Raw genomic sequence first — 18,848 nt, 5'->3', positions numbered from 1 at the left:
GTGATCGTCTGCTCGATCTGACGCTGACCGTCGCGCCCGATCCGTTCGATCGCCTCAACTTCGCGAGGATCGATTACGCCATCGGATGCGGCGCGCCGAACCTCCTCCGCGAGGCGGCCGGTTTTGTCGCTCACGCCGAGCGCAGCGGTGACAAGCGCAGTAATACCCTCTTCCGGATCAGGCCGCTGATTCAGCGCTGCCACCAGGCCGAAGCGCGCATTGAACGCGTGCACGGCATCGAGCGCGTGCGGCTGGTTTTTCTCAAGCATCCATTCGACGAGCAGCTCGAACATTTCGCCCGAGATCCGGGCGCCCTCCACTTCGCGCAGTTTCAGACGAAGCGATTCGCCAGTAATGCGGATGCCGCGACGGTCGGTAAGAAAGCGCGCGGCATCCTCAACCTTTCCCGGCGTTTTCAGCACTGAGGTGTAGAGCACATCGGTCCATGTTGTATCGCTGTATCGGCAGGTCACGCTAACCCCTTGTGGATAACTGTTTTTCATGCTGTTTACGCACGCACTGTTTTCATACGATGCGTCCATCAACAACAAACGGTGAAGCAAATGAACAAGCAAGGGAAAAGGCCCGGCACGGCGAGGCGCTCGTTCCTCGCTCGAAAAACCAAAGAGGTGATCTACGCCCATATCCAGTCGCGGCGATCCGAATTGGCATTTGCGACTTTCATGGCACGACTGGTTCAGCCAGCCGGTCCGCACAGGGAGTCGCAATCAACGGCGTCACCGACGTCTATATAAAAGTCGGCTACCGGTCCCGCCGCGGGCAGTACCTGGACGATTTGCTGCGCGCGGCGAAGCGGGACGCCATGGGCGAGCCAATAGCTGACGTGCTGTTGTTTCACGTTGGGCGCAACTCGTTGTAGCGCGCTTGCCAGCGCAGCCTGCGTACCCGCAAGACCAATTGCCCGGACCAGTCCAAGACTTCGCACTTTGTTACCCGCTCGTTCAGAGGCGCCCAGCATAACAAAGCTTGTTTGTTGATTCAACAAATTAAGTGTGTTTGTGGGGCACAAAATTTATTTGTATTCTCAGCGCATGAACCTCGCCCACAACCTCCGCCGCGCTCGCGAAGCACTTGGACTCTCCCAAGCCGACCTGGCGCAAGAAGCGACCAAGCTTTCGCAAAAGCCAATCAGCCAGCAGTACATCAACAATATCGAAACGGGGAAATCACTGCGGCCTCGGGAACTTGACGCAATCGCCCGAGTGCTAGGCGTGACGTCGGCGCGGCTCACATTCGGCGAAGTGCAGGCAGACGGCGGCGAGTCAGCCGAACGTCAAGAACAAAAAGGAGGCGTGCTCGTATGGGAGACGCCCGAAGACCTACCCGAGGATTCCGAAAGAGTGTGGATTGACAAGTATGAGTATCATTTTTCGGCGGGCAACGGGGCCATTCAGTGGGAAGTACGGGAAAAGAAGGCTTTACCGTTCAATATGTCGTTCTTCCGCTCAATCGGCTCAAAGCCACAAGACTGCAAGTTACTGGTCGTCCGCGGCGACAGCATGGAGCCCTTCCTGTTTCATCGCGACGTGTTCATGATCGACGAAGCGAAGACGCGGGTGTCAGATGGGGGAATCTACGCGGTCCATTTTGAAGACGAGGCCCTCGTGAAGCAGGTCTTCAAAGAATCCGGCGGCGGCGTACGCCTGCATTCCTACAATCCGGCATTCCCGGATCGATTTATCCCCGCGACCGAGATGGGCCTGCTCAGGATCGTTGGAAAGCTCGTTTATCGATCTGGGGCAGGCCCGGCCACGTAATTACGGGCGGTAGGAAAGCAGGCGTCGACCGTCACAACAAAGTAAATTTGTTGATGTAACCAATTTTGTTTGTTATTCTCCAACCAACCTAGTTTGTTGGAGAGTCACATGTCGTCGTACCGCTGCTACTACCTTATGAAGGGCGATGAGCCGAGTCCGCTCACGCCCTTCATCCAACTCAAAGCCATCCACGCAATCTACGCGGCGCATCTCGCTATGCGTCTGACGGGCTGCGCGCGCGTGATTGACGTCATTCGCGTTCAGGGCTGAGCAATGAGCAGCCACAGCCCCGCAATTGGCCAGCGCCTCACGAACGGCGAGCTGGCGGCCTTCATTCAGCGGCCACGCCGAACTGAACAATACGAGAACTCCCTGCGGGACTGCTATCAGCGTACTCGCTCGTTCGCCGGCGCCGTGCTCGCCGCAGGCATCTCTCTGGCGTTCGGACAGCGGGACACGCGATGAAAAAACCGCTTCCGCTCTGGCAGATCTGGTTAATCGCCGCACTCGTGACGTTCGCCCTCGCCGCGGTCGATTCCGAGGACGACGGTGCTCCGGTCGTTCGCGCTGCGGCGCCCCGGCAAATCTGAGGCGATGGTCATGGACAAGAGCCACCTTCCCCGGCACCTGCTTCGCGTCGAATGGCAGCTGCTGCACATGGTGGGCAATTTCGACACGGCCATCCAGAAACCCGAGGTCCGGCAGACGCTCGAATCGTCGGCGCGCGCCCGCGAGCTCCGCGAACAGCGTCGCCTTCGTGAACGAGGCGACGTGAAGCGTCGCGCCAGCGGCGATTTCGACGACTGACCATGATCCGATATCACGTCCGTTGTTGCCACTGCGCGACTCGTCGCTGCCTGCGCAGACACCCCGACCAGTTCGCCCGTTTGCCGCGCTGCTCCGTTTGTGGCCGGCGCACCTACCGGCTCGACCGCTGGATGAACCGGCGCGATACAACGAAGACGCGGTGCGATTGCGAAGGCTACTGGTTTCCGCATCGCCGGGGCTCTCTTTTCTGCTGGTATCGCAGCGATGGCACCGGCCGCTTCCCCGGCGACACAGACTTCGCCGATCGCAACTACGACGGCCTCGCGGCCTGATGACCAACCATGCCAAACATATCGCAACTCGCCGGCATGCTGCCGCGCGATCCAAGGTTTCGCGAGTGGCTGTCGTCCGCGTCACAGGTCGAACAGCTAACGGCCGAAGAAGCGGCAGAAATCATCCGCACCGTTTGCGGAATCGACAGTCGCCGGGCGCTAGCGACCGACAAGGCTGCGGCAGAACGCTTCCACAACCTTTTGCGCCGCCCGTTCGTCGAGTGGCGCTCACAGCAGCACTGACTCTTAACCTCTCCGGAGATAGGCAAATGTCCCTATTTGCATCGCTGTATCCGCTTGCCCAGAAAACGACGCTCACCCTGCTGATTACGGCCGAAGGCGACCAGTTGCGCGTGAACGTCACGCCGCGCGCCAAGGATGACGTCAAAGGCGAAAAGACACTCTATCCGCTGTCGATCCTCGCCACTCCCGACGAACTCGATCGCGATTTCGCAGAGGCTGTCGCGATCTACGAGCCGAGTACGCAATCGGTACTCGACCAGGCACGCGCAGCGAGCGAGGCCAACGGAACGGGCAAGTCCGCGCCGGCACCCGCCGCAACGAAGGGCAAGCCGGGACGCAAGGTACGAAGCGGATCGGGCGATGCAGCCGATTCGAACCAGCCGCCGGTGGCCACTGACAGGGTCGAGCAGGAGGCGCTGCCCGTCGACCCGCGGCAGACCGCGATTCCCGGCCTCGACAGCGAAGCAGCCGCCGCCGGCGACACGCCGCCCGCTCCCGCCGATGCAGTGGCGGTGGCAGCAGCACCCGACGCAGACGGCGTCGACATTTTCTGAGGAGCACGCCCATGAAGACCCAGGCACTTGCGCGCGAGTTCAGGTACAACGGCGCGAAACTGACCGATCCCTCCCCGACATTCACGCTCCAGCAGGTTCGTGATTTTTACGCGAACACCTATCCGGAGATCGTCAACGCCGAGATCGAGGGGCCGGATGTCGTCGGCAACAGGAACGTCTTCACGTTCCGTCGTGCAGTCGGCACCAAGGGATCGGGAACTGCCGAACCCGATGTCCGCCTGCAGATCGACGAGATTCTGCGTTCCGACCGCGTTTCGCACTCCGTGCGCGCGTACCTGAACGAAACGGACCGTTTCGCAACCGCCCACGCATGCCCGCTGCTCGACGAGGAAGTCGTGTTTATCGGGGCGCTATTCAACCGCTACGTCGCCTGATCGCCATGACACTCGATCAATTGCGCCGGGAATTGCAGCGCGGCACGCTGTGTGGTCCGGACACCCCCGCCTTACCGGGCGTGGCGTTAGGTGGCCAGCTTGCCTACGCGCTGCTCGAAATAGCGAGAAGACGCAGCACGGGCCCGCGCCTTCAGTTGCCACGCGAACAGATGCCGGTGCTGCCATGAGCTTTTCATCCATCGCCCTGCCGTCACTCGACGGGATTCCGCCGCGCTACGTCATTCAGACAGGCGATGCGTTCGCCCGGCCGTTCGCGTTGTCACTCCTCGATAACGGCGTGATCTCCGAGGCCGACGTCTCGCGCCGGCCGTCGTCGGAAATTGCACTTTGCGCGAAAGCGCTGACACGCAGATGGCGCGAAATCACCGGAGACCTTACGCGATTCGACTGGCACCTGCACATTGAGCAGGACCAATTCCGCCTGCACGGTGGCGATTATTGTCCAAGCTCCCGCGACGCCAATCCTGATCTGGTATGGGCACGGCTCGGCACGCGTCACGGCCCGTTCAGTTGCGCTCAGGTTTGCGTAGGGCCGGCCGTCGAACACCTCGAAGGGTTGCGCGCCGGGTTCGGCCAGACGGTACTGGCAGCGCTCTACGACGCCCTCGACCTGCTTCCGCTGGTGTGCACCACGCGCACGGCAATAAGCATCGCCGAATTCACCTACTGGCAAGGGATCTGCGACGAAAGTGCGGCCATCAAGAACGCCTTGATGTATTACGGCGTCGCCTCGAAGAAAGAGCTTCTCTCGGAGACCGACTTCGTAACCCACAGCCAGATCTATGGGCGCATGCCGAAATGGGTACGGCACCCGAACCGCGCCCTGTCTCGCGCGCAGCTTTCACGTGCTGCGAGGCCGGATGCTTTTGCGCAAGCCGTCCTGAACGCAATGGACGAGCTGTGGCAGGTGCTGCGCTGGTGCGGGCCGTTCGCCGATCTTTCGTCACCCGATGCCGGCGGCGAACTCGTCGACTTCACGCTGATCCTGCGATGGACAGAAGACGACTCGATCGGACGAGTCATTGACGACTTCGGTCACGAATGCGCCCAGGGCGATTGCATCGAGGCCGCCGCCATCACCGGCCTGCGCCTTTCCGATAACTCCATTTCGACCTGGCTGCAACAGATGCGCGCGACAGCAATGCTTGCCGGCGCGGCCGAGCGCGTACTCGACCTGCTCGGCTCGAGGGAGTTTGAACAACAGCGCACTCTTGTAAGGGTGTTCGCATGAACGACGTTGTGATCCATCACCGCGGAAACATCGACCTTGAACTGGACGCCGCGCTGCTCTTTTACAGATCAAAGGCCGGCGACATCTATGCGACACAGCACACAGCGCGCGTTGTGGATGATCGCCCCGTACTACTGCCCGGCACGCCGATGACGCTCGAGGGCCTCGCCGATTTCGTCGAACTGGCGGCCAGACGTACCAGCTATCGGGGTTTCGTGCACGACCGCGTGGTCTATCTGGCTCCTAACACGCTCGCATGGTGGCTTCCCGCCGGCACGCGCAGGGTCTGGTTCAAAACGACCAGCAAGCTCGCCGATCGCTCTGGCGAGTGCAATCACCCCCCGCTGCTGTTCATCGTCAACAGGCGCAGCTGGTCCGTATTTGCGCTTCGCCACAACGAACGCCCGGGCGCGGGTTCCAGGTTGTATCAGGCGCCCTACTTCAACGTGTGGGACGACGGGCGTATCTGCGTTGGCAACGCCGACACGCCGAAGACGATCAGCAGCGACAGCATCAAGCCGTATGAAGACGCGTTCTTTCGCAGCCGTTTCACGCACGCGAACACCCCTCGCCTGATCCGCAGACGCGGCGGCGCCGTGCGACTCTGGCTCGATCTGCTCGAGGGCGCCGAATTCCCCCTCCACCAGTTAATCGACACCAAACGCACGCTCGCAGACGTCATCAATAACCTGACCGACAAGGATTGAATCATGGATAAACTGCTCGCCTCATTCCAGAACGCCACCCAGGAGGGCCTCAAAACCATCGCCGCTGCGCTTGAGCAATTCTCGCAAGGCGTCACTGACGAACTGGCCCGCGTCAAACCACGTGCGATCGCTGCGGCCGAAGACGACGAAAACCTCCCGCTCGATGCCGCGCTGTTCGACAGCGCTCCGACCGTCGCCGTGCCGAAACACGCAAAGTTCGCGCCGCTCGCCGATGTCGGCCACCGCTTTCTCATGACGGCGCAAGGCGTATTCATCGAAGTGCGCCGCCCCTGGCTGCACGTCATCCAACAACTCGCGAAGCACAACGATACCGGCCCGCGCCCGCCGTACGGCGACATCGAGCCGAAGATCGAACTCGCCTTTGGCCGACTCGGCGTTGCGCTCCCGTTCCTGCAGGCATTCGCCGAGGAGGCGCGAGCAGCGCTGCCGAATGAACACGCAGCATGGGTCGTGTGGGATCAGCAGAAGAAGGAACTGGCCTACAAGGCGTTGCATGTCTCAAAAGCTACGCCCGGGTCGATCACGTTCGAACGACCGCAACTCGCCGCACATGAGAGCCTCGCGATCGATATCCATAGCCACGGTGACGGGGCGGCCTTCTTCAGCGACCAGGACAACGCCGACGACGCCGGCGAGGTGAAAATCTCGGCGGTGCTCGGCGGACTCGGCGAAGGCGCTACGCCGAGCGTCGCCTTCCGGCTCTGCGTACTCGGCATGTTCGTGCCACTCAAGGTTCCGGCCGACGCGATTTTCAAAGTTCCGGAGCCAGCATGAACAACCTGGACATCATTCACTACGCGGCGCGCGCCGCGAACTGGGAGTCGCGCCGATATCACGCGGTCGTCCACGTGCGCCCGCGCCATGATCCCTCTGCTCAGTGGAGCCCGTTCGATCCGCTCAGGCGCGATTCTGACTCAGCGAAACTGGCAGCCGCGGCACGCGTAAACGTCACTCATCACGATGGGTATGTCGCAGCGTCAGCGGGCGTGGGTGCGCTGCTGGTTTTTGCGCACGAAGATATCAACGTCGACAGGCTGCCCGATCTGGATTGCGCTGAACGGCGTCGCGCGCAGCGCCGCGCAATCGCTGAATGTGCAGCGCTGATCGGCCGTGACTCTGGCCCGCTATGGTGGAGGAAAGAACCCGTGCTGCGGAGGGTGCCATGACGCATATTACGCCCGCGCACTTCCTCGAAAAGTGCGTGAATGTAGCCCTCATCGGTTGCGGCGGCAATGGCTCGCAGATGCTAACGGGCCTTGCACGGCTGAACCACGCACTCACTGCGCTCGGGCATCCCGGTCTGCAGGTCACGGCGTTCGACGGCGACACGGTGAGCGAGGCAAACATCGGCCGGCAGTTGTTCAGCCCCGCCGACATCGGCCAGCACAAAAGCGTCGTGCTGGTCCATCGTCTGAATGCGTTCTTTGGCCTCGACTGGCATGCGCGGCCGATACATGCAGGCGCCAGCGAACTGGTGCACGTCGGCGCGAGCATCGCGATTGTCTGTGTCGACAGTGCGGCGGCCCGCGCGAAGCTGGCCAGGACGCTTCGAAGCACCGCAGCCTATGTGATGGATCTCGGCAATCGCACCAGCGACGGCCAGGTCATTTTCGGTGCCAGCCCGTCCGCGCCGCACGCCGGAGGCGTCCCGCTGCGCTGGCCGTATGACGTGCTGCCGGAACTGATCGACACATCGGTACCCGAAGACGACACGCCGAGCTGCGGACTTGCCGAGGCGCTCGAGCGTCAGGAGCTTTTCATCAATCAGGCGATCGTCACGCCAGCGCTAGGAATTCTGTGGGAGTTTTTCCGGCACAGACAGCTCACCTGGTGCGGCGCGTTCGTCAACCTCAAAACCGGTCATGTGCGGCCACTGCCTGTGAATAAATCGTGATCGACTACATAGCGTCGCAAAAAGCGGGCGCTACTCTTTGATTCCCGCCGCAAGGGGTGAACTATGGACATGACTGAACTGAAGGAACTACTGCCCGCGCTGACGCGCCTCGTCGCCGCTCTGGAAAAACCGCGCAAGCTCGAGGAAACTCTCTGGAGTACCGAACAGATCGGTGAATGGCTTGGCCTGTCAAAACAAACGGTCGAGTTGCGCGTCGTCACGCGTCAGGGATTTCCCGCCGCCTTGCGCCCCGTCGACAGCAAGCAGGCGCAGCGCCGCTGGTTCGCCAGCGACGTACTCGAGTGGGCACGGATGAACAAAGGAGTACTGCCCACGCCCCGACCGGGGCGGCGGCGAAAGCAAGTGCATTGACGGGAGAGTTTTGGTTACCTAACGCCTCTGACCCAGCTTGCGAGCCCAACCCCTGGCGGCCTCAACGACGGACGAGGGCTTGTTTTCCAGTCGTCGTTCATCGACGATCTCTTTGGACAGGTCAATACACTCGTCGCAGATCGCAGCGTCGTCGCGCCCGGCCACGATCATTTCGACCGAGTACTGGTTCTTGCCGCAGAAGTCGCACAGCCACACATTATTTGCACTTTTCACACGCAACCCACCTCAATCAAGACGGGCCGCCAACTCAGCGGCCGTCTCGTCGTAATAAATCATCAACGATTGAATGTCGCGGTGGCCGATCATCCTGGCCAGCGCCAGCACGTTCAGCTTCCTCGACAGTCGCGTCGTCGCCTCGTGCCGCGAGTCGTGAAAATTCAGATCCGCAATATGCGGTTTCTCTTTCGCCACCTTCGTTCGAACCTTCCGCCAGAGCGCGTCGACGCTCGCCTGCGCAATCGGGAAGCATCGCGGCTCGCCCTCGATCTCGGGCAGTCTTTCGAAGAGCGCCATCGCTTTTGAAGAGAGCGGGACGTCGCGCGCATCGCCGTTTTTCGATTTTGGAATGTGCACATAGCGTTGCGACAGATGCAGATTCGATCGCATCGTACCGACGATCTCGCCCTGGCGCATCGCAGTTTCGATCGCGATCAGGAAAGCAAGCGCGGTGTACTGCTGGGTCGTCTTGACGGGCCCGTCGTCCGTCAGCCCGAGCGCCGTCGTCATGAGCCGCGCATCTTCATCGGGCACACGGCGCCTGCGCGACGGCGGATCCTTTGGCCGCTTGACCTCGTGCACCGGGTTCGAATGGATCCACTTCCAGTCTTTATGGGCGGCCTCGAATATGGCCGATAACAGGTTGAGATCCCGGTTGACCGTCGACGACTTGACCACTTTCAGTCGTTTATCACGCCAGCGGGTGATCTGCTCAGGCTTGATGTTGCGCACCAGATCGCCAACGAAGCCTCCCATCTGCTCCGGCTCCTTGAAAAAGGCGATGCGCGTCACGTTCCAGTCGTGTTTGCCCATGCCGGGTGACACCTTGTCGAGATATTCGTCCATCGTGTCGGCCAGGGTTTTCTGCACCTTGGAGTATGATCGACGGCGTCCGGCGTCGATCTCCGCCTCGAGCTTCGTCGCCCAGGCGACGGCTTCGGCTTTGGTATCGAACGTGCCCGATTCGCGTATATCGCCCTTGGCGACTTCCGCGCGCCAGGTCGAGCCGCGTTTCCGGTATGAGGCCATATCCCTTCCAAAGTTGGCGTAAATTTGGCGTAAAGGATACAGGAAAGCTGGAGGATTCTGGAGGAGTTAGGAATCGAATCCGTATCTTCGAGTCAGCCTCAAAGCCTTGCCGGGCAAGGGTTTGAAATACTTCGGTGGATTCTGCCGGAGTCTGATGGGTAGGCCGGATGTCCCTGTCAGGGGGACCAAGTAGCTTCCCAGCACTTCCCAAGTTTGCATAAGAAAGCCCCGTAAGCCTTGCGCCACGGGGCTTTTTTCTACCCACAATTGCCCAACACAACCCAGATTCCCTAGGAATGCATCACTGCCGCTTCGGAATCTCCAACCCCCTCGCCACCGCCGGACGGGCGACGAACGCGGCCAGCACGCGCCTCACGTTCGCAAAATCCTGGATGCCGACGAGTTCAGCCGCCTCATAGAAACCGATCAGATTGCGCACCCAAGGAAACGTCGCGATATCGGCAATCGAATAGGTGTCGCCGAGAAGCCACTCACGCCCTTCGAGCCGCTGGTCCAGCACGCCGAGCAGGCGCCTCGACTCGGCGACATAGCGATCGCGCGGACGTTTGTCCTCGTACTCCTTGCCGGCGAACTTATGGAAGAAACCGAGCTGGCCGAACATCGGGCCAATGCCGCCCATCTGGAACATCACCCACTGAATCGCTTCATAACGGCCGGCGGCGTCGCGTGGAATCAACTGGCCCGACTTGTCCGCGAGATACAGCAGAATCGCGCCCGATTCGAACAGCGGCAGCGGCTTACCGTCAGGACCGTGCGGATCGATGATCGCGGGAATCTTGTTGTTCGGATTGACCGACAGAAATTCCGGCGACATCTGATCGTTGGTGTCGAAGCGCACGAGGTGGGGCTCATACGGCAGGCCGGTCTCCTCGAGCATGATCGACACCTTCACGCCGTTGGGCGTGGGCAGCGAATAGAGCTGAATCCGCTCGGGATGCGCGGCAGGCCATTTCTTCGTGATCGGGAAGGCGGATAGATCGCTCATGTGCTGACGTAACCTTTGTGCGAGAGTGGCGACGGGTAATTGGACTCGGGACCATCGGTCGACCGACCGAAATCAAGGCCCCGAACGCGCGAGCGCCAAATATAAACCGACTCCGCGCAACGCGTGCGCAAACGCGCATCAGCGAACGTGGGACTTCGGAGTTCGCTCCGCAGCCGGTTCACTCACCAAAGCCACCGACGCCCGCCGTCACCACAAGTCTTTCGTCGCCGTGCCGGCGCGCAGGTTATATCCTTCGCGCCACAATGCCGCGCCGATGGTCAGCATCAGCATCTTCTGCTCGCCGTCGAACTGATCCCAGGCCGAAGCAAGCCAGGTCGCAAAACTCGCGCAAACGGGTTCGAGGTCGACGGGCACCTTGCCCTCCAGGTACTGCCGCTCGAACATCGAGAGTACTTTTTCGGGTGTCATGGGCGTCTCCTGCTTATTGTTGGATGCGCCAAGTCTAAAGGCGACGCGCGGCGCGCGAAACGTCCGCGGCGCGGACACCGGGTTACTCCCAGGCGAGATCGACCGCGCCGCCGAAGTCCCGTCTCCAAGGCCCGGCGTCGAAAAAAGAAAGGCGCCGAAGCGCCTTCCCGTCGAGCTGCATGCCAACGTCAATTACGGCCTATTGCGTTTTGCGTCGTCCTTGGCGTCTTCCTTTGCATCGCCGTACGCCTTCTGGACCTTGCCGGCGCCTTGCTGCATACCGCCCTTCAGTTCCTTGCCGGGATTGTCCGTGGCCTTGCCCACGGCTTCGTTCACCTTGCCCTTGACCTGCTGGCCCGCACCCTTCACTTGATCCTTGTTCATGTTCGCCTCCCTATCCGCATGTCGGCGCGACACTACGCCAGTAGCCTTTTTCAGCAACGGGCGTACCAGCCTGCGTTCGCGTCGATTCCTGCAGCGAAAGGCCCGCACAAAAAAACCGCTAAAGTCCCGCAGCGGCCTGCCGTAAACCCGTCAAGGAGGAGCCATGAACCGCACACTCATCACGCTTTCGGGGTCATCGCAGGCCGCGCTGGCCGATCGGGACATCGCGCACATCACGCGAATCATGCGGCCGGCCCTGCATGGCGACCTGGGCGGACCGATCTTCCCCGCCGCCTACTGGCGCCAGCGTCTGTTCCAGTTGCTCGACACCGGCAGCTTGTCCCACGCGCAACTGTGCGCGGTCGACAGCCTCCTGCTCCAACTCGATCAGTTCGAAAGCGGTCCGCCGCTCGCATGGGACAGGCTGGCCCCCGCGGCCGCCGCATTGTTTCCCCCGCCCTACTCGACCGACGCCGGCCAGTTCGCCTGACGCGCGGCAGCCGTGCGCAGCCCAACCCAACAACGCAGGTCACGCCCCCGCCTCCCGCTTAAAAAAATGGCCGCGAACGACGCCGCGGCCTCAACACGTCGCAACGCGGGGACTTCGCGTCACGCCGCAAGCGTACACGACCCAATGTGACAAAGACGTTTAGCCGATCTCCGCCCGGTAGCGTTCGAAATTTCCTGCCCATCCAGCCCAAAACCGAGAAAAATGGGACGACCTTAGGTCATAATGTCCGCAAAAATTCCCAGCAAGGACACCCGTGACCCTCGCCGCACCGCTCGACCTGCTCAGGCAGGCGCGCGCCCGCTTCACTCAACGCGAAATCGCCGCACACGTCGGCAAGGACATCAAGACGGTGCGTCGCTGGGAAAAAGGCGAAACGCCTTGTCCGGCCATGCTGGAGCCGGCGTTGCGCGACCTGCTGCACACCGGCGCGCGCACGAGTGGCCCGAACGGCACGGCCGGCGACGCCCGATTCCGCTTCATCGACCTGTTCGCCGGCATCGGCGGCATTCGCATGGGGTTCGAGGCGCATGGCGGCGAGTGCGTCTTCACCAGCGAATGGAACGATTTTTCCACCAGGACGTACCGCGAGAACTACCCCGCCGGCGACGCGCACGCGCTGATCGGCGATATCGTGTCGTTCCCCGCCGAGGACGTGCCGAGCCACGACGTCCTGCTCGGCGGCTTCCCCTGCCAGCCGTTTTCGATCGCGGGGGTCAGCAAGAAAAACGCCCTGGGCCGGCCGCACGGTTTCGAATGCACGACGCAAGGCACGCTCTTTTTCGACGTCGCGCGAATCATCGCGGCCAAGCGCCCCGCCGCGTTCCTGCTGGAGAACGTGAAGAATCTGCTCTCGCACGACAAGGGCCGCACCTTCGACGTGATCCTGCAAACCTTGCGCGACGAACTCGGCTACGAAGTGCATTACCGCGTGGTCGACGGCCGGCATTTCACGCCGCAGCACCGCGAGCGCATCATCATCGTCGGCTTTCGCGGCAAGACCGGCTTTTGCTGGGACGACCTGAAGCTGCCGACAACCGGCCCGCGCCTCGGTTCGATCCTGCACCGCACCGACGGCGGCGAGCCGGTGCTGCCGTGGGATCACGACCGCTTCTTCGATCACGCCGGCCAACGCGTGCAGCCCAAGTACACGCTCACCCCGAACCTCTGGACCTACCTGCAAAACTACGCGGACAAGCACCGCGCGGCGGGCAACGGTTTCGGCTTCGGCATGGCCTATCCGGACAGCGTCACGCGCACGCTGTCGGCGCGCTATCACAAGGACGGCTCGGAAATCCTCGTTTATCAAGGCGAGGCGCTGCGCCCGCGCCGCCTCACGCCGCGCGAGTGCGCACGGCTGATGGGCTTTCCCGATACCTTCAGGATTCCGGTCAGCGACACCCAGGCGTATCGGCAATTCGGCAACAGCGTCGTCATGCCCGTGATGCACGAAGTGGCGCGCATCATGCTGCCGCACGTGCAGGCGCTGCTCGCCGGGACGACGCACGATGGCTCGCGGCAGGCTCTATCGCTCCATGCGTGAAACCTCCAATGCGCGCGCCGGTGCGTCGCCACAACCCTGACCATGGTCGATATCGTCGATAGCGCGACGCGCAGCCGGATGATGTCCGGCATTCGCGGCCGCAACACCAAGCCGGAAATCCTGATCCGCAGCCTGCTGCATCGGCAAGGCTTTCGCTTTCGCCTCGACGCGCGCGATCTGCCCGGACGCCCCGACATCGTGCTGCCGCGCTACCGCGCCGTCGTGCTGGTGCACGGCTGTTTCTGGCACGGCCACGACTGCCATCTGTTCAAGTGGCCGCAAACGCGGCCCGAGTTCTGGCGCGAGAAAATCGGCCGCAATCGCAGCAACGACGACAAGGTGCGTGAAGCGTTGCTGGCGAACGGCTGGCGCGTCGCCGTCGTGTGGGAATGCGCTTTGCGTGGCGCCAATCGTGATATCGAAGGTATATTGCAACGGCTTGTCGAGTGGCTGAAAAGCGACGCGCCGGCCTTCGAGGAGCGAGGCTGAAAGCCGCTTGCGGCATGCCGTGCTCACGCGAATGCCGAGGCCGCTGGTGCTACACTCAATTGGCTAACGCAAGGCGCTTTCGCGCGCCGCCATGTCAGTGAGCCGGCAGCGAAATCTCGCGCCCCGAGCATCCCAGAACCAACCAGGAAGGGAGGCACACAATGGCTGATTTCCGTCTCTGGTCCGACGATTTCCCCACCAACGGCTTCATGTCGAAAGCCCAGGAATACCACGACAAGTCGTTCGGCGGGGACGGCGAGAACATCTCGCCCGCCCTGCAGTGGGACGCGCCGCCGGCCGATACCCAAAGCTTCGCACTCACCGTTCACGATCCCGACGCGCCCACGGGCAGCGGCTTCTGGCATTGGATCGTGGTCAACATTCCGGCCGACGCGCGCTCGCTGCCGCGCAATGCCGGTAAGGCCGACGGTTCGCTGCTTCCTCAAGGCGCGCTGCAATTGCGCAACGACTACGGCACGGTCGGCTTCGGCGGAGCCGCGCCGCCGCGAGGCGACAGAACGCATCGCTACATTTTCCGGCTGCATGCGCTGAAGGTGCCGCATCTGCCGGTCAATGCGGAGACCACCAACGCGGTCGCGCGCTTCATGACGCACCTGAACGAAATCGACTCCGCCACCCACACCGGCCTGTACGAACTCAAGTAACGCGGAACACGCGACGCCGGTGCGCGACAACGGGCACCGGCGTCGCCGCTGCCGCGGTCGAGCTTCCGAATGCGGCAAGCAGCGCGGGCGGCTCGACGTGCCGCAGCCGAGCCGCTCCACTACAAATCCAATAATCGATGCACGCACGACCATCGCGCCAGAACGACCCCACACCGGCCGAGGCCGCCGACACGCTTCCCGAGGCCACGCACGCGGACAGCGCCGAATCGGGCTTGCCGATCCCGCAACGCTACTGGGCGATGCTCGTCATCGCGCTCGCCCTCACGCTCGCTGTGCTCGACAGCGCGATCGCCAACGTCGCGCTGCCCACCATCGCGCGAAATCTGCGCGCGAGCGCAGCCGGCTCGATCTGGATCGTCAACGCTTACCAGCTCGCCATCACCATTTCGCTGCTGCCGCTCGCCTCGCTCGGCGACCGCATCGGCTATCGGCGCATCTATCTGGGCGGGCTGATGCTGTTTACGATCGCGTCGCTCGGTTGCGCGTTGTCCACCTCGCTGCCGATGCTCGCGCTCGCTCGCGTGGTTCAGGGCTTCGGCGCGGCGGGCATCATGAGCGTGAACACCGCGCTCGTGCGCATGATCTATCCGCGCACGCAGCTCGGGCGCGGCATCGCGATCAACGCGATGGTGGTGGCGGTGTCGTCGGCGGTCGGGCCGACGGTCGCCTCCGGCGTGCTCGCCGTCGCTGCGTGGCCGTGGCTGTTCGCGATCAACGTGCCGATCGGCATCGCGGCGATCGTCGGCGGCTTCAAGGCTTTGCCGTTGAATCCCGGCCATGAATCGCCCTACGACTACCTGAGCGCGGTGATGAACGCGTTCGTGTTCGGCTTGCTGATTTTCGCGCTCGACGGCCTCGGCCACGGCGAACAGCGCGGCTATGTGGTGCTCGAAGTGCTCGCGGCCGTGGTGATCGGTTACTTCTTCGTGCGCCGTCAGTTGACTCAGGCGGCGCCCCTGCTGCCGATCGACTTGCTGAGGATTCCGGTGTTCGCGCTGTCGATCGGCACCTCGGTTTGTTCGTTCTGCGCGCAGATGCTCGCCTTCGTGTCGCTGCCGTTTTTGTTGCAGGACACGCTGGGTCTGTCGCAAGTGGAAACCGGCTTGCTGATGACGCCGTGGCCGGCGGTGATCATCGTCGCGGCGCCGATTGCCGGCGTGCTGGCGGACAAGGTGTCGTCAGGCTGGCTGGGCGGCGTCGGGCTCGCCACGCTGACAGCCGGCCTGTTGCTGCTCGCCACGCTGGGCGCGCATCCTGAGCCCGTGCAGATCGCGTGGCGCATGGCGCTGTGCGGCGTGGGCTTCGGCATCTTCCAGTCGCCGAACAACCGCACCATCCTCGCGTCCGCGCCGCGCGAGCGCAGCGGCGGCGCGAGCGGCATGCTCGGCACCGCGCGGCTGACCGGGCAGACGCTCGGGGCAGCGCTGGTCGCGCTGATCTTCGGCGTCGCGCCTCACCACGGACCAACCGTCGCGCTGTACGTGGCCGCGGGTTTTTCGGCGCTCGCCGCGGTGGTCAGCATGATGCGGATCACGCAGCGAGCCAATCCGCAAGCCGCCTGACTTCGTCGTACATCCGTTCGTCGTGCATTCGCGATAGGCACGAATCACGCGGATGCGAAAAGGGCGCGCATCGCACACGGCGATCCGCGCCCTTCTTTTCTCTTCGCGTTTCCCTACATCGCGGTTCAGACGTGACCAGCATGCGCATTCCCGGCGATAGCCGCGCAGCCGCTGATCCAGCTACGACGAAGCCGTCACGTCAGCGAGCTTTACCGCTTTGGCCGTCACTGACGATGCCGTCGCGACGTTGCGCAGATCGGCGAGGAACGTATCGCGCCAGACGGACAGGTTGTTCTCGCGCATCGGCGCCATCATGTCCGCGTGACGCGCCTGACGCTCGGCGAGCGGCATCGACAGCGCACGCTCCAGCGCCTCGGCCATCTGCGACAGATCGAACGGATTGACGACCAGCGCGCCCGGCAGTTGCTCGGCGGCGCCGGCGAATTGCGACAGCACCAGCACGCCCGGATCGGCCGGGTCCTGCGACGCGACGTATTCCTTCGCCACCAGATTCATGCCGTCGCGCAGCGGCGTCACATAGCCGACCTGCGATTGACGGAACAGCGCCATCAGCAGATTGCGTTCGTACTTGCGGTTCAGGTACTGAATCGGCGTCCAGTCGAGTTGCGCGAAGCGGCCATTGATGCGGCCCGCTTCGCCCTCCAGCGTTTGACGAATCCGCTGATAGGTCTGCACGTCCGAGCGCGTCGGCGGCGCGATCTGCACCAGCGACACGCGGCCGTGCCAGCCCGGCGCATTCAGCAGCAGCCGTTCGAACGCCTGGAAGCGCTCCACCAGGCCCTTCGAATAGTCGAGACGGTCGACGCTCATGATCAGCTTGCGCCCGCGCATGCCGTCGCGCAGGCTGCGCACCGGCTTGCGGTCGGTGAACTGCTCGGCGGCCTTGGCGATCGCGTCCGGATAGATGCCGATCGGGTACGCGGCGACCTTGAGAAAGCGGTTGTACGCGTGCACCATGCCGTCCTCGCTCGAGGTGCCGTGCAGGCCGCGCTCGATGAAGTCGACGAACGACTGGCGATCCGCCTCGGTCTGAAAGCCGACCACGTCGTAACTGCACATCGCCTTGACGAGTTCGTCGTGCGGCGGAATCGTGCGCAGCACCTCGGGCACCGGAAACGGAATATGCAGGAAGAAGCCGATCGGGTTCTTCACGCCGAGATCGCGCAGGCAGCGCGCGAACGGCAGCAGGTGATAGTCGTGGACCCAGATGATGTCATCGGGCCTGAGCAGTTCTTTCAGTTGCCTCGCGAGCGTCGCGTTGACGCGCTGATAACCCGCGTACTCCTGGCGGTCATAGCGCGACAGGTCATTGCGATAGTGGAACGTCGGCCACAGCGTCGCGTTCGAGAAACCGCGGTAGTACTGGTCGTAGTCTCGCTTGGTGAGGCCCACCGTCGCGTAGGTCACGTTGCCCTGCTTTTCAATCACCGGAGGGGACGGCTCGCTCACCGTCTCGCCGCTCCAGCCGAACCAGACGCCGCCGGTTTCCTTCAACGCGTCCAGCACACCGATCGCAAGACCTCCCGCTGCGGGACGGCCTTCCTGCGTCGGCGCGACACGATTCGATACCACGATCAGTCTGCTCATTGGCGCTCCACCTAGTTCAGTTGTTTCGTTGCATACGGATATGTGCCGCAACGTGCACGCAAGCCGCGTGCCGTTTTCGCAAGGAATCGAAATAAAAATGTATGCAAATGTGACGGACGAGCAGGAACATGCGACTTGTTCGCGTCGCGAAGAAATTTTTTCTGCTTATACGATCGACGTTAGGACGGTTTTCGCCTGCGGGGGCGCGAACTCAGGCGTCCTGCTCGGAGCCGAGATCGCGCTGGTATTCGAGGCCTTCCGGGCGCACGCCGCCCTGATTGTGCTCGCCGTCCGGGGGGGCGTCGGGCGCGACGCGGTTCTGCGCGGCGGGATCGGGCGACGTCGGCGGGCCGCTTTTGGCGGCGTCGGGCCGGGAATCGCGCTTTGCGTGGCGCGCGGAACGTCGCAGTGCTGGGTGTCTCATGATCGCTGCCTCCAGGGAAGCCCGCCGCGATGAGCGGCATCAATTGAAGTCTAGGGCTTCATGGCGCCGGATTGCCGGTAAAAGATGCGTCGGCTTTGTAACAAGTACATAAATTCGCCTCGCCAGTATGGGGCACGGCGCGCCGGGCGTGTCAGAGTTGCATGCCTCGCGGCCGACGCTGACAGGCCTGTGGCGCCTGGGTGGGTTGCGGCGGGATCGCCTATCGGCGGCGGCACCGGTTCGGCTGGTTCGGGAGTCGGATTCGGAATGATGTCCGGCTCGCCCGGCGTGTTGGGCGGCGATGGCGGTTCGATCGGCTCGGGGCGGTGCGCATGCAGGGGGAGCGCGGACGCGGCGGCGTGGTGTGGCATGTCGGTTTCCTCGTCTTTTTGTGGTCTGTATTCGAGGGGAGCAAGGGGTGTGCCGGTTGGGTTTTGGTTGCGCCGGTTTTTTTGCCTGCTCGGCGGTGGTGGTTTTGGTGGTGGTTTTGTTGGCCTTTCCTTGATTTGTTAGTGGTCTATTGGGGTTGCCCCTGTGCGGGGCGGCACCTACTTTCTTTGCCGCCGCAAAGAAAGTAGGCAAAGAAAGCGGCTCACACCGCCAGCTTTCAAGCGGGTCTCCTGGCTT

Annotated in this window: 28 protein-coding genes and 1 pseudogene; 20 read left to right on the top strand and 9 right to left on the bottom strand. The window is 62.7% G+C overall.

The genetic code is table 11. The annotated features are described in order from the left end of the window. Positions 1-644: phage regulatory CII family protein (locus BUE39_RS32505; RefSeq protein ID WP_235005015.1), on the bottom strand; the 644-nt coding region annotated here is incomplete at its 3' end. 408 nt (positions 645-1,052) lie between these two features. On the opposite strand from BUE39_RS32505, the gene BUE39_RS32500 reads away from it, so the two are divergent. The 15 genes from BUE39_RS32500 to BUE39_RS32445 all read left to right on the top strand — a co-directional run bounded on the left by BUE39_RS32500 (position 1,053) and on the right by BUE39_RS32445 (position 8,316). Beyond that, positions 1,053-1,778, top strand: coding sequence for an XRE family transcriptional regulator (locus BUE39_RS32500; RefSeq protein WP_073432749.1), 726 nt, complete (start codon positions 1,053-1,055; stop codon positions 1,776-1,778). Positions 1,779-1,886: 108 nt separating this feature from the next. Then, positions 1,887-2,048, top strand: a complete 162-nt coding sequence (locus tag BUE39_RS35045; RefSeq protein ID WP_159442612.1) for a hypothetical protein — start codon at positions 1,887-1,889, stop codon at positions 2,046-2,048. Positions 2,049-2,239: 191 nt separating this feature from the next. Next, positions 2,240-2,368, top strand: coding sequence for a hypothetical protein (locus tag BUE39_RS35970; RefSeq protein WP_268802012.1), 129 nt, complete (start codon positions 2,240-2,242; stop codon positions 2,366-2,368). Between the two features lie 10 nt (positions 2,369-2,378). Continuing rightward, positions 2,379-2,585, top strand: coding sequence for a hypothetical protein (locus BUE39_RS32490; protein ID WP_073432743.1), 207 nt, complete (start codon positions 2,379-2,381; stop codon positions 2,583-2,585). Between the two features lie 2 nt (positions 2,586-2,587). Further along, positions 2,588-2,878 (top strand): hypothetical protein, encoded by a 291-nt coding sequence (locus BUE39_RS32485; protein ID WP_073432741.1) that lies wholly within the window; start codon positions 2,588-2,590, stop codon positions 2,876-2,878. A 36-nt stretch (positions 2,879-2,914) separates the two neighbouring features. Further along, positions 2,915-3,121, top strand: coding sequence for a hypothetical protein (locus BUE39_RS32480; RefSeq protein ID WP_235005014.1), 207 nt, complete (start codon positions 2,915-2,917; stop codon positions 3,119-3,121). 26 nt (positions 3,122-3,147) lie between these two features. Then, positions 3,148-3,675 carry a PRTRC system protein E gene (locus BUE39_RS32475; protein ID WP_073432738.1) on the top strand — a complete coding sequence of 176 codons (528 nt, stop codon included), beginning with the start codon at positions 3,148-3,150 and terminating at the stop codon, positions 3,673-3,675. Positions 3,676-3,686: 11 nt separating this feature from the next. Further along, entirely contained in the window at positions 3,687-4,070 is a 384-nt protein-coding gene (locus tag BUE39_RS33930) for a PRTRC system protein C (protein ID WP_084561534.1), read from the top strand. A gap of 5 nt (positions 4,071-4,075) precedes the next feature. Next, a complete protein-coding gene (locus BUE39_RS35040) occupies positions 4,076-4,258 on the top strand; it encodes a hypothetical protein (RefSeq protein ID WP_143032041.1) in 183 nt (60 codons plus the stop codon). Next, a complete protein-coding gene (locus BUE39_RS32465; protein ID WP_073432736.1) occupies positions 4,255-5,322 on the top strand; it encodes a PRTRC system protein F in 1,068 nt (355 codons plus the stop codon). The genes BUE39_RS35040 and BUE39_RS32465 overlap by 4 nt, the downstream gene beginning before the upstream one ends. Next, on the top strand, positions 5,319-6,029 hold the full coding sequence (locus BUE39_RS32460; protein WP_073432734.1) for a PRTRC system protein B: 711 nt from the start codon (positions 5,319-5,321) through the stop codon (positions 6,027-6,029). Before BUE39_RS32465 ends, BUE39_RS32460 begins: the two co-directional genes overlap by 4 nt. 3 nt (positions 6,030-6,032) lie before the next feature. Further along, positions 6,033-6,824 (top strand): PRTRC system protein A, encoded by a 792-nt coding sequence (locus BUE39_RS32455; protein WP_073432732.1) that lies wholly within the window; start codon positions 6,033-6,035, stop codon positions 6,822-6,824. Then, a complete protein-coding gene (locus tag BUE39_RS34655; RefSeq protein ID WP_143032040.1) occupies positions 6,821-7,216 on the top strand; it encodes a hypothetical protein in 396 nt (131 codons plus the stop codon). The genes BUE39_RS32455 and BUE39_RS34655 overlap by 4 nt, the downstream gene beginning before the upstream one ends. Further along, positions 7,213-7,944 carry a PRTRC system ThiF family protein gene (locus tag BUE39_RS32450; RefSeq protein WP_073432730.1) on the top strand — a complete coding sequence of 244 codons (732 nt, stop codon included), beginning with the start codon at positions 7,213-7,215 and terminating at the stop codon, positions 7,942-7,944. The genes BUE39_RS34655 and BUE39_RS32450 overlap by 4 nt, the downstream gene beginning before the upstream one ends. Before the next feature lie 69 nt (positions 7,945-8,013). Then, a complete protein-coding gene (locus BUE39_RS32445; RefSeq protein WP_073432747.1) occupies positions 8,014-8,316 on the top strand; it encodes a hypothetical protein in 303 nt (100 codons plus the stop codon). 18 nt (positions 8,317-8,334) lie between these two features. Here the strand turns inward: BUE39_RS32445 and BUE39_RS32440 are convergent, their stop codons facing one another. The 5 genes from BUE39_RS32440 to BUE39_RS32420 all read right to left on the bottom strand — a co-directional run bounded on the left by BUE39_RS32440 (position 8,335) and on the right by BUE39_RS32420 (position 11,401). Beyond that, the gene (locus BUE39_RS32440; RefSeq protein WP_200799535.1) at positions 8,335-8,550 is read right to left on the bottom strand and encodes a ClpX C4-type zinc finger protein; all 216 of its coding nucleotides are present in this window, start codon (positions 8,548-8,550) and stop codon (positions 8,335-8,337) included. Between the two features lie 12 nt (positions 8,551-8,562). Further along, entirely contained in the window at positions 8,563-9,582 is a 1,020-nt protein-coding gene (locus tag BUE39_RS32435; protein ID WP_073432726.1) for a tyrosine-type recombinase/integrase, read from the bottom strand. Positions 9,583-9,883: 301 nt separating this feature from the next. Further along, positions 9,884-10,588, bottom strand: a complete 705-nt coding sequence (locus BUE39_RS32430) for a glutathione S-transferase N-terminal domain-containing protein (RefSeq protein WP_073432725.1) — start codon at positions 10,586-10,588, stop codon at positions 9,884-9,886. Positions 10,589-10,795: 207 nt separating this feature from the next. Continuing rightward, positions 10,796-11,017: a hypothetical protein gene (locus BUE39_RS32425; protein WP_073432723.1), complete on the bottom strand. Its 222-nt coding sequence runs from the start codon at positions 11,015-11,017 to the stop codon at positions 10,796-10,798. A 192-nt stretch (positions 11,018-11,209) separates the two neighbouring features. Next, positions 11,210-11,401, bottom strand: coding sequence for a CsbD family protein (locus tag BUE39_RS32420; RefSeq protein ID WP_073432721.1), 192 nt, complete (start codon positions 11,399-11,401; stop codon positions 11,210-11,212). Positions 11,402-11,564: 163 nt separating this feature from the next. On the opposite strand from BUE39_RS32420, the gene BUE39_RS32415 reads away from it, so the two are divergent. The 5 genes from BUE39_RS32415 to BUE39_RS32395 all read left to right on the top strand — a co-directional run bounded on the left by BUE39_RS32415 (position 11,565) and on the right by BUE39_RS32395 (position 16,189). Then, complete coding sequence (locus tag BUE39_RS32415) at positions 11,565-11,891, top strand: hypothetical protein (protein WP_073432719.1); 327 nt, start codon at positions 11,565-11,567, stop codon at positions 11,889-11,891. A gap of 274 nt (positions 11,892-12,165) precedes the next feature. Continuing rightward, positions 12,166-13,452: a DNA (cytosine-5-)-methyltransferase gene (gene dcm / locus BUE39_RS32410; RefSeq protein ID WP_073432717.1), complete on the top strand. Its 1,287-nt coding sequence runs from the start codon at positions 12,166-12,168 to the stop codon at positions 13,450-13,452. A gap of 42 nt (positions 13,453-13,494) precedes the next feature. After that, the gene (locus tag BUE39_RS32405; protein WP_073432714.1) at positions 13,495-13,941 is read left to right on the top strand and encodes a very short patch repair endonuclease; all 447 of its coding nucleotides are present in this window, start codon (positions 13,495-13,497) and stop codon (positions 13,939-13,941) included. Positions 13,942-14,102: 161 nt separating this feature from the next. Further along, positions 14,103-14,606: a YbhB/YbcL family Raf kinase inhibitor-like protein gene (locus BUE39_RS32400; RefSeq protein ID WP_073432713.1), complete on the top strand. Its 504-nt coding sequence runs from the start codon at positions 14,103-14,105 to the stop codon at positions 14,604-14,606. 137 nt (positions 14,607-14,743) lie between these two features. After that, complete coding sequence (locus BUE39_RS32395; RefSeq protein ID WP_073432711.1) at positions 14,744-16,189, top strand: MFS transporter; 1,446 nt, start codon at positions 14,744-14,746, stop codon at positions 16,187-16,189. Between the two features lie 180 nt (positions 16,190-16,369). Here BUE39_RS32395 and otsA read toward each other — a convergent pair whose 3' ends face one another. The 3 genes and pseudogenes from otsA to BUE39_RS35810 all read right to left on the bottom strand — a co-directional run bounded on the left by otsA (position 16,370) and on the right by BUE39_RS35810 (position 18,592). Further along, positions 16,370-17,797: an alpha,alpha-trehalose-phosphate synthase (UDP-forming) gene (otsA, locus tag BUE39_RS32390; RefSeq protein WP_073432709.1), complete on the bottom strand. Its 1,428-nt coding sequence runs from the start codon at positions 17,795-17,797 to the stop codon at positions 16,370-16,372. A gap of 211 nt (positions 17,798-18,008) precedes the next feature. Next, positions 18,009-18,221, bottom strand: a complete 213-nt coding sequence (locus BUE39_RS32385; protein WP_073432707.1) for a hypothetical protein — start codon at positions 18,219-18,221, stop codon at positions 18,009-18,011. Positions 18,222-18,372: 151 nt separating this feature from the next. Then, a pseudogene (locus BUE39_RS35810) lies at positions 18,373-18,592 on the bottom strand (hypothetical protein). Between the last annotated feature and the right edge of the window lie 256 nt (positions 18,593-18,848).

Origin of the sequence: Paraburkholderia terricola (assembly GCF_900142195.1) — a bacterium.
In the GTDB taxonomy this organism is placed as follows: Bacteria; Pseudomonadota; Gammaproteobacteria; order Burkholderiales; family Burkholderiaceae; genus Paraburkholderia; species Paraburkholderia terricola.
Note: the sequence above shows the minus strand (reverse complement) of the source record. Positions and strands in the feature narration are given on the sequence as shown.

What these genes read in the sequence shown, in the direction of transcription:
- BUE39_RS32500 (WP_073432749.1), top strand. Translation starts at nt 1,053, where the DNA reads ATGAACCTCGCCCACAACCTCCGCCGCGCTCGCGAAGCACTTGGACTC.
- BUE39_RS35045 (WP_159442612.1), top strand. Translation starts at nt 1,887, where the DNA reads ATGTCGTCGTACCGCTGCTACTACCTTATGAAGGGCGATGAGCCGAGT.
- BUE39_RS35970 (WP_268802012.1), top strand. Translation starts at nt 2,240, where the DNA reads ATGAAAAAACCGCTTCCGCTCTGGCAGATCTGGTTAATCGCCGCACTC.
- BUE39_RS32490 (WP_073432743.1), top strand. Translation starts at nt 2,379, where the DNA reads ATGGACAAGAGCCACCTTCCCCGGCACCTGCTTCGCGTCGAATGGCAG.
- BUE39_RS32485 (WP_073432741.1), top strand. Translation starts at nt 2,588, where the DNA reads ATGATCCGATATCACGTCCGTTGTTGCCACTGCGCGACTCGTCGCTGC.
- BUE39_RS32480 (WP_235005014.1), top strand. Translation starts at nt 2,915, where the DNA reads ATGCTGCCGCGCGATCCAAGGTTTCGCGAGTGGCTGTCGTCCGCGTCA.
- BUE39_RS32475 (WP_073432738.1), top strand. Translation starts at nt 3,148, where the DNA reads ATGTCCCTATTTGCATCGCTGTATCCGCTTGCCCAGAAAACGACGCTC.
- BUE39_RS33930 (WP_084561534.1), top strand. Translation starts at nt 3,687, where the DNA reads ATGAAGACCCAGGCACTTGCGCGCGAGTTCAGGTACAACGGCGCGAAA.
- BUE39_RS35040 (WP_143032041.1), top strand. Translation starts at nt 4,076, where the DNA reads ATGACACTCGATCAATTGCGCCGGGAATTGCAGCGCGGCACGCTGTGT.
- BUE39_RS32465 (WP_073432736.1), top strand. Translation starts at nt 4,255, where the DNA reads ATGAGCTTTTCATCCATCGCCCTGCCGTCACTCGACGGGATTCCGCCG.
- BUE39_RS32460 (WP_073432734.1), top strand. Translation starts at nt 5,319, where the DNA reads ATGAACGACGTTGTGATCCATCACCGCGGAAACATCGACCTTGAACTG.
- BUE39_RS32455 (WP_073432732.1), top strand. Translation starts at nt 6,033, where the DNA reads ATGGATAAACTGCTCGCCTCATTCCAGAACGCCACCCAGGAGGGCCTC.
- BUE39_RS34655 (WP_143032040.1), top strand. Translation starts at nt 6,821, where the DNA reads ATGAACAACCTGGACATCATTCACTACGCGGCGCGCGCCGCGAACTGG.
- BUE39_RS32450 (WP_073432730.1), top strand. Translation starts at nt 7,213, where the DNA reads ATGACGCATATTACGCCCGCGCACTTCCTCGAAAAGTGCGTGAATGTA.
- BUE39_RS32445 (WP_073432747.1), top strand. Translation starts at nt 8,014, where the DNA reads ATGACTGAACTGAAGGAACTACTGCCCGCGCTGACGCGCCTCGTCGCC.
- BUE39_RS32435 (WP_073432726.1), bottom strand. Translation starts at nt 9,582, where the DNA reads ATGGCCTCATACCGGAAACGCGGCTCGACCTGGCGCGCGGAAGTCGCC.
- BUE39_RS32430 (WP_073432725.1), bottom strand. Translation starts at nt 10,588, where the DNA reads ATGAGCGATCTATCCGCCTTCCCGATCACGAAGAAATGGCCTGCCGCG.
- BUE39_RS32425 (WP_073432723.1), bottom strand. Translation starts at nt 11,017, where the DNA reads ATGACACCCGAAAAAGTACTCTCGATGTTCGAGCGGCAGTACCTGGAG.
- BUE39_RS32420 (WP_073432721.1), bottom strand. Translation starts at nt 11,401, where the DNA reads ATGAACAAGGATCAAGTGAAGGGTGCGGGCCAGCAGGTCAAGGGCAAG.
- BUE39_RS32415 (WP_073432719.1), top strand. Translation starts at nt 11,565, where the DNA reads ATGAACCGCACACTCATCACGCTTTCGGGGTCATCGCAGGCCGCGCTG.
- BUE39_RS32405 (WP_073432714.1), top strand. Translation starts at nt 13,495, where the DNA reads ATGGTCGATATCGTCGATAGCGCGACGCGCAGCCGGATGATGTCCGGC.
- BUE39_RS32400 (WP_073432713.1), top strand. Translation starts at nt 14,103, where the DNA reads ATGGCTGATTTCCGTCTCTGGTCCGACGATTTCCCCACCAACGGCTTC.
- BUE39_RS32395 (WP_073432711.1), top strand. Translation starts at nt 14,744, where the DNA reads ATGCACGCACGACCATCGCGCCAGAACGACCCCACACCGGCCGAGGCC.
- otsA (WP_073432709.1), bottom strand. Translation starts at nt 17,797, where the DNA reads ATGAGCAGACTGATCGTGGTATCGAATCGTGTCGCGCCGACGCAGGAA.
- BUE39_RS32385 (WP_073432707.1), bottom strand. Translation starts at nt 18,221, where the DNA reads ATGAGACACCCAGCACTGCGACGTTCCGCGCGCCACGCAAAGCGCGAT.